We start from the raw sequence: 807 nt of genomic DNA, 5'->3' as shown, positions 1-807 counted from the left end.
AGCTTGTCTAAGTTCTGTGTGTTTTGAGCCGCTTGGTTACCCGCAAGCCCCGCTATCATTTGAAGGTTTTCGCTGTTGCTTGAGCTGTACTCTTTGAGTGCGCCATTGGCGAGCTTGAGAGATTCATCAAGCGCGTCACCTGCAAAGTTAAACGACTTTTCAACGCTGCCATGGTCGGTGACCGTGGCATTAATCGTTGAGCCTTCGATACCACTTAGCGCAACCCCAAGGTTGTCGCCGCTAATGGCATTCTGGCTACTGGTATTCTTCGTGCTGGTTTTATTGCTTGAACTGGATTTACCACCCATGTGCTAAACCTCCCATCGCAATAATTGGTGATCGCCTTGCACTGTGGTAGAGACATTGCCAAGACGCTTGAGAAGGCGCGCCACCAATGGAAAATACGTTTTAGTGGTAATTGCATCTAAGCCGCTGTTTTTCACGTAGGCAGCCAGTTCCCGAGAGGCATTCACTGCCCCTTTTCCCTCGACCGCCCACACAAAGTAATCATTGCCGACCACTTCACCCGCAACCGCTAAACGATAGTCATCACCATGAATGAGGTAGATACTGACAAACCCATCCTCAATGGCTTGCTCCATCACCTCGAAGTCATCAGGGCAAGCGCGAAACGCTTCGCGCAGTTGCTCTTTTATGCCTTCGTCATGCGTTACCACCTGAATCATTTGAGTACCTTTAGGGCGACGATGACCAACACAGCAATAGCAAGGATGAGCCAAGGACTCACGCCACCCCCCATGTTGATGCCACCAATGGATTGCCCAGATTGGTTACTGCTTTTGGCTG

General features: G+C 50.3%; 2 protein-coding genes. Both read right to left on the bottom strand.

The window, feature by feature from the left end:
• A partial coding sequence (locus tag AACR11_RS15520) for a chemotaxis protein (protein WP_079324819.1) occupies positions 1–308 on the bottom strand: 308 nt, incomplete at its 3' end.
• 3 nt (positions 309–311) lie between these two features.
• Complete coding sequence (locus AACR11_RS15515; RefSeq protein WP_047517643.1) at positions 312–686, bottom strand: hypothetical protein; 375 nt, start codon at positions 684–686, stop codon at positions 312–314.
• Positions 687–807 lie beyond the last annotated feature (121 nt).

The organism is Vibrio sp. L85 (assembly GCF_963871815.1).
Classification (GTDB): domain Bacteria; phylum Pseudomonadota; class Gammaproteobacteria; order Enterobacterales; family Vibrionaceae; genus Vibrio; species Vibrio harveyi.
The sequence above is the reverse complement of the archived record's forward strand: the minus strand, read 5'-3'. Positions and strand labels throughout refer to the sequence as shown.